This is a genomic window from Pedococcus sp. (assembly GCF_036000045.1).
In the GTDB taxonomy this organism is placed as follows: domain Bacteria; phylum Actinomycetota; class Actinomycetes; order Actinomycetales; family Dermatophilaceae; genus Pedococcus.
Window position 1 is genome coordinate 1 of record NZ_DASYGF010000011.1, and the last position, 6,154, is coordinate 6,154.

8 protein-coding genes are annotated in these 6,154 nt (G+C 69.5%); all 8 read right to left on the bottom strand.

Going from position 1 to position 6,154, the window contains the following annotated elements; all coding sequences use genetic code 11:
• Positions 1-4: 4 nt before the first annotated feature.
• Positions 5-535: an acVLRF1 family peptidyl-tRNA hydrolase gene (locus tag VGN50_RS01500; protein ID WP_327442868.1), complete on the bottom strand. Its 531-nt coding sequence runs from the start codon at positions 533-535 to the stop codon at positions 5-7.
• A 16-nt stretch (positions 536-551) separates the two neighbouring features.
• The gene (locus tag VGN50_RS01505) at positions 552-878 is read right to left on the bottom strand and encodes a metal-sulfur cluster assembly factor (RefSeq protein WP_154683468.1); all 327 of its coding nucleotides are present in this window, start codon (positions 876-878) and stop codon (positions 552-554) included.
• Positions 875-1,357, bottom strand: coding sequence for a Fe-S cluster assembly sulfur transfer protein SufU (sufU, locus tag VGN50_RS01510; RefSeq protein WP_327442869.1), 483 nt, complete (start codon positions 1,355-1,357; stop codon positions 875-877). The genes VGN50_RS01505 and sufU overlap by 4 nt, the downstream gene beginning before the upstream one ends.
• Positions 1,357-2,634, bottom strand: a complete 1,278-nt coding sequence (locus VGN50_RS01515) for a SufS family cysteine desulfurase (protein ID WP_327442870.1) — start codon at positions 2,632-2,634, stop codon at positions 1,357-1,359. Before VGN50_RS01515 ends, sufU begins: the two co-directional genes overlap by 1 nt.
• Positions 2,634-3,392: a Fe-S cluster assembly ATPase SufC gene (gene sufC, locus VGN50_RS01520; RefSeq protein ID WP_327442871.1), complete on the bottom strand. Its 759-nt coding sequence runs from the start codon at positions 3,390-3,392 to the stop codon at positions 2,634-2,636. Before sufC ends, VGN50_RS01515 begins: the two co-directional genes overlap by 1 nt.
• Before the next feature lie 30 nt (positions 3,393-3,422).
• The gene (locus VGN50_RS01525; RefSeq protein ID WP_327442872.1) at positions 3,423-3,782 is read right to left on the bottom strand and encodes a non-heme iron oxygenase ferredoxin subunit; all 360 of its coding nucleotides are present in this window, start codon (positions 3,780-3,782) and stop codon (positions 3,423-3,425) included.
• Complete coding sequence (sufD, locus tag VGN50_RS01530) at positions 3,779-4,975, bottom strand: Fe-S cluster assembly protein SufD (RefSeq protein ID WP_327442873.1); 1,197 nt, start codon at positions 4,973-4,975, stop codon at positions 3,779-3,781. Before sufD ends, VGN50_RS01525 begins: the two co-directional genes overlap by 4 nt.
• Positions 4,975-6,154: Fe-S cluster assembly protein SufB (gene sufB, locus VGN50_RS01535; protein WP_327442874.1), on the bottom strand; the 1,180-nt coding region annotated here is incomplete at its 5' end. The genes sufB and sufD, both read right to left, overlap by 1 nt.

Here is a 6,154-nt window from a genome sequence, read left to right on the forward strand (position 1 = left end):
AGGCTCACACTTCCTCGATGGTGACCCGCACGGCCCTCCCGCGCCGGAGTGCGTCCTCGAGCACGGCGCGCCTGGGGTCGGGCAGGTCGTAGAGCTCGCGGCGCGGCACCCCTTCGAGGTGCGCGAGGCGCGGATCGTCCAGGACCGCACGGACCAGCGCCTTGTCGCCGCCGACGACCAGGCCGGCCGGTATGCCGCGTGGCAGGATCCGCACGGCATGGTCGGCGACCGCGCGGACCAGCTCGTCCGCCTGGTTGCCCCGGCGGCGGGCGAACCGCTGCTGGGACCACCCACCGGCGGCCGTGCGCGACTGCACGTGTCGGGTGCCGACCTTGGACTCGGCGAGGGCAGCTCCATGAGCCAGCCCCACGGCATACCCGCCGCGGCGGATGAGCAGCAGGGCCAACGGGTCGTGCGCGAACTCATCACGCGTCACGAGGCGCTGGCGCGGCTCCGGCCCGGCGTTGCTCGTGGCGAACCGCTCCAGCCAGCCGTCCAGCCGTTCGGGCGCGACCTCGACGACCCGGGTCGTCACCTGAGGGCGGTGGTGCTCAGAGGTTGAAGCCGAGGGCGCGCAGCTGCTCGCGGCCGTCGTCGGTGATCTTGTCGGGACCCCACGGCGGCATCCAGACCCAGTTCACCCGGTAGGACGCGACGAGCCCCTCGAGGGCCTGGGCGGTCTGGTCCTCGATGACGTCCGTCAGCGGGCAGGCTGCGGAGGTCAGCGTCATGTCGAGGACGGCATGGTTCTGGGCGTCGACGGTGATGCCGTAGACCAGGCCGAGGTCGACGACGTTGATGCCCAGCTCGGGGTCGACGACATCGCGCATGGCCTCCTCGACGTCTGCCACGTTGGGGCGGGTGGTCACTTCGCTCATCGTCGTGCTTCCTTCACTTCGCTGTCGCTGATCACTTCAGGGTGGCTCATCGCCTGGTTCAACGCGTCGGTGAACGCCATCCATCCCAGCAGAGCACATTTGACCCGTGCGGGGTACTTCGAGACGCCGGCGAACGCGACGCCGTCGCCGATGACGTCCTCGTCGCCGACGAGCTGACCCTTGGAGGTCAGCATGGCGCGCATCGCCTCGTGGGTCGCCAGGGCGTCGGCGACGGTGTGACCGATCACCTCGTCGGTCAGCACGCTGGTGGACGCCGTGGAGATCGAACAGCCGACGGCCTCGTAGGACACGTCGCGGACCACCGCGTCGGAGCCGCTGCCGTCGACGGCGACCCGCAGGGTCACCTCGTCACCGCAAGTGGGGTTGACGTGGTGCACCTGGGCGCCGAAGGGCTCGCGCAGCCCGGCGTGGTGAGGGCGCTTGGAGTGCTCGAGGATGAGCTCCTGGTAGAGGTCCATCAGCTCGCCACCCCGAAGACGGCGGGCACCCGGTCGAGGGCCTCGAGCATCGCGTCGACCTCGGCCGGCGTGGTGTATGCCGCGAGCGTGGCTCGCGTCGTCGCCGTGACTCCCATCCGGCGGTGCAGTGGCCACGCACAGTGGTGGCCCACCCGCACGGCGACACCCTGGTCGTCGAGCACCTGGCCGACATCGTGGGCGTGGACGCCCTGGACGTCGAAGGCCACCGCGCCGACACGGTCGACCGCCGTCGCGGGACCGACGACCCGCACCCACGGACGCTCCGCCAGCCCTGCGAGGAGCTGCTCGGTCAGGGCGTGCTCGTGGGCGGCGATGCGGTCCATGCCGAGCTCACCGAGGTAGTCGATGGCCGCGCCGAGCCCCACGGCCTGCGCCGAGTTGGGCGAACCCGCCTCGAAGCGCTGCGGCGGCGCGGCATACGTCGTCGCCTCCATGCGGACCGTCTCGATCATGGACCCACCCGTGATGAACGGCGGCATGGCGTGGAGCAGCTCGCTGCGGCCCCACAGGACGCCGACGCCCGTCGGGCCGAACATCTTGTGACCCGAGAACGCCGCGAAGTCGACACCGAGCTCGGTCACGTCGAGCGCGAGATGAGGGGCCGACTGGCAGGCGTCCAGCACAGTCAGCGCGCCGACGGCGCGAGCGGCGTCGGCGAGCCGGCGGACCGGGTTCACCGTGCCGAGGACGTTGGAGACGTGGGTGAAGGCGAGCACCTTGGTGCGATGGGTGAGGAGCTCGTCGAGGTTGCTCAGGTCGAGCCTGCCCTCGTCGGTGACGCCCAGCCAGCGCAGGGTCGCGCCGGTGCGGTGCGCCAGCTCCTGCCACGGCACGAGGTTGGCGTGGTGCTCCATCTCGGTGATGAGGATCTCGTCACCCTCGCGCAGGTCGAGCCGGGGGTCCTTCGCCTGTCCTGCAACGGAGTTCGAGAAGGCGTAGGCCACGAGGTTGAGCGACTCGGTGGCGTTCTTGGTGAACACCACCTCCTCGTCGGCCCCACCCACGAAGCGTGCGGTCGTGGCCCGAGCGCCCTCGTAGGCGTCGGTGGCCTCTTCGCTCAGCTGGTGCGCGCCGCGGTGGACCGCGGAGTTCACCTGCTCGCTGAAGACGCGCTCGGCATCCAGGGCGCCGGCGTACCGCTGCGAGGTCGCCCCGGAGTCCAGGTAGACCAGCGGTTTGCCGTCGCGGACGGTGCGGGACAGGATCGGGAAGCCGGCCCGGATCTGGGCCAGCTCCTGATCGCTGAACGCGCTCATCAGGCCGAGGCGCCCACGAAGCGGTCGTAGCCCTCGGCCTCGAGGCGGTCGGCCAGCTCGGGGCCGCCCTCCTCGACGATGCGGCCGTCGACGAAGACGTGCACGAAGTCGGGCTTGATGTAGCGCAGGATCCGCGTGTAGTGCGTGATGAGCAGGACGCCGACATCGGAGCCCTCCTTGACGCGGTTGACGCCCTCGGACACGATCCGCAACGCGTCGACGTCGAGGCCCGAGTCGGTCTCGTCGAGGATCGCCATCTTGGGCTTGAGGAGCTCCATCTGGAGGATCTCGTGGCGCTTCTTCTCACCGCCGGAGAAGCCCTCGTTGACGTTGCGCTCGGCGAACGCGGGGTCCATGCGCAGAGCGCCCATGGCCTCCTTGACGTCCTTGACCCAGGTGCGCAGCTTGGGAGCCTCGCCGTCGATGGCCGTCTTCGCGGTGCGCAGGAAGTTGCTCACCGTGACCCCGGGGACCTCGACGGGGTACTGCATCGCGAGGAAGAGGCCGGCCCGCGCGCGCTCGTCGACGCTCATCGCGAGGACGTCCTCGCCGTCCAGGGTGACGGTGCCGCCGGTGACGGTGTACTTGGGGTGGCCGGCGATCGAGTAGGCCAGGGTGGACTTGCCGGAGCCGTTCGGGCCCATGATGGCGTGGGTCTCACCGGACCGCACGGTGAGGTCGACGCCGCGGAGGATCTCCTTGACGCCGCCCTCGACCTCGACGGTGACCGTCAGGCCGTGGATTTCCAGGGTGCTCATGGTTGCTCGTTCCTCTGCTCTCAGCGGGTTTCAGGAGTTCGTTGGGGTCGTGCCGACGAAGACCTCGTCGCCCTCGACCTTGACGGGATAGACGTTGACGGGAGTGGTCGCGGGCGGACCCGACGGCTCACCCGTGCGGATGTCGAAACGCGAGCCGTGCAGCCAGCACTCCAGAGTGCAGCCGTCCAGCTCGCCCTCGGACAGCGAGACGTTCGCGTGGCTGCAGGTGTCGTCGACCGCGTGGATGGAGCCGTCCTTCGCGTGGACGATGGCCACGACCGTGCCGTTGATGTCGGCGGCAGCGACACCCACCGCAGGCAGCTCATCGACGCGGCAGACGCGCACGAAGTCCTCGGCGCCCTCCTCCACCAGCTCGGGAGCGGCGCTCACGCGACCTCCTCCGCCTGCGCCGACAGCGAGCTGCCGCCGAGCTCTGCCTCGATGGCCGCCATGAGGTGCTCGGAGATCTCGGGCACGCCGATGCGCGCCACGATGCTCGCGAAGAAGCCGCGCACCACCAAGCGCCGCGCGGCGTCCTCGGGGATGCCGCGTGCCTGCAGGTAGAACAGCTGCTCGTCGTCGAAGCGCCCGGTGGCCGACGCGTGGCCGGCCCCGACGATCTCGCCGGTCTCGATCTCGAGGTTGGGGATCGAGTCGGCCCGCGCGCCGTCGGTGAGGACGAGGTTGCGGTTGAGCTCGTAGGTGTCGGTGCCCTCGGCGGTCGCCCGGATGAGGACGTCGCCGACCCAGACCGTGTGGGCGCTGTCGCCCTGGAGCGCGCCCTTGTACTCGACGTTGGAGTGGCAGTGCGGCGCCTCGTGGTCGACGAACAGGCGGTGCTCCTGGTGCTGACCGGCGTCGGCGAAGTAGACGCCGAGGCCCTCGAACGACCCGCCCGGACCGGAGTAGCGCGCGTTCGTCGAGACACGAACGACCTTGCCGCCCAACGTGACCGCGATGTGGCGCAGACGCGCGTCCCGGCCGATGAGGGCGTCGTTCTGGGTGACGTGGAGCGCGTCGTCGTCCCACTCCTGCACCGTGACGAAGGTGAGGTCGGCGCCGTCGCCCACCTTGAGCTCGACGTTGGCGCCGCACTCGGCGGACCCGCGGTGGGTCAGCACGACGGTGGCCTTGGAGTGGTGGCCGGCCTCGATGACCAGGTGGCCGTTGAGCCGCGCCAGGTCCCGGGCTGTGATGGTGATCGTCACGGCCTCGGTGAGCTCGGCCTCGGCCGGGATGCTCACCATGGTCGCCTGCTCCTCGCCGGCCCAGGCCACGGCCGACGCGCGGTCGGCAGGCACGAGCACTCCGGCGGCTCGCGGGGCCACCTGCGTCGTGGTCACCCCGGCGGGGGCACTCACCTCCATGGTGACCTTGTCGGGCTCGGTCGGGGCGGGGTGGAACAGCGCGGACACGCGGTCGACGGGCGTGAAGCGCCACTCCTCCTCACGGCCGCCAGGCACGGCGAAGTCGTCCACGGCATACGAGGTCCTGCGCTCGGCGCGGGACTGGTCGGGGACGAACGCGGCGGCCGAGTCGGTGTGCTCGCCGGCGGTGGGGTTCTTCTGGGCCAGAAGGCTCATCAGCCGACGGCTCCTTCCATCTGAAGCTCGATGAGGCGGTTCAGCTCGAGGGCGTACTCCATGGGCAGCTCGCGCGCGATCGGCTCGACGAACCCACGCACGATCATCGCCATGGCCTCCTCCTCGGTGAGACCACGCGAGCGGAGGTAGAACAGCTGGTCCTCGGACACCTTGGAGACCGTCGCCTCGTGGCCCATCGTGACGTCGTCCTCGCGGATGTCGACATACGGATAGGTGTCGGACCGGCTGATCGTGTCGACGAGCAGCGCGTCACAGACGACGTTCGACCTGGAACCGTGGGCGCCTTCGAGGATCTGGACCAGGCCGCGGTAGGACGTGCGACCGCCCCCACGGGCCACGGACTTCGAGACGATGGTCGAGCTCGTGTGGGGCGCGGCGTGAACCATCTTGGCGCCGGCGTCCTGGTGCTGGCCCTCGCCGGCGAAGGCGATCGACAGCGTCTCGCCCCGGGCGTGCTCGCCCAGGAGGAAGACGGCGGGGTACTTCATGGTGACCTTGGAGCCGATGTTGCCGTCGATCCACTCCATCGTGGCGCCCTCGGCAGCGGTCGCCCGCTTGGTGACGAGGTTGTAGACGTTGTTGGACCAGTTCTGGATGGTCGTGTAGCGCACGCGGGCGTTCTTCTTGACGACGATCTCGACGACGGCAGAGTGCAGCGAGTCGGACTTGTAGATGGGAGCCGTGCACCCCTCGACGTAGTGCACGTACGAGCCCTCGTCGGCGATGATCAGGGTCCGCTCGAACTGGCCCATGTTCTCGGTGTTGATGCGGAAGTAGGCCTGCAGCGGGATGTCGATATGGACGCCCGGCGGGACGTAGATGAACGAGCCACCCGACCACACCGCGGTGTTGAGGGCGGCGAACTTGTTGTCACCGGCCGGGATCACGCTGGCGAAGTACTCGCGGAACAGGTCCTCGTGCTCGCGCAGACCGGTGTCGGTGTCGACGAAGATGACGCCCTTCTCCTCCAGGTCCTCGCGGATCTGGTGGTAGACGACCTCGGACTCGTACTGCGCAGCCACGCCACCGATGAGGCGCTGCTTCTCGGCCTCCGGGATGCCCAGCTTGTCGTAGGTGTTCTTGATGTCCGCGGGCAGGTCGTCCCAGGTGGCCGCCTGCTTCTCCGTGGACTTCACGAAGTACTTGATGTTCTGGAAG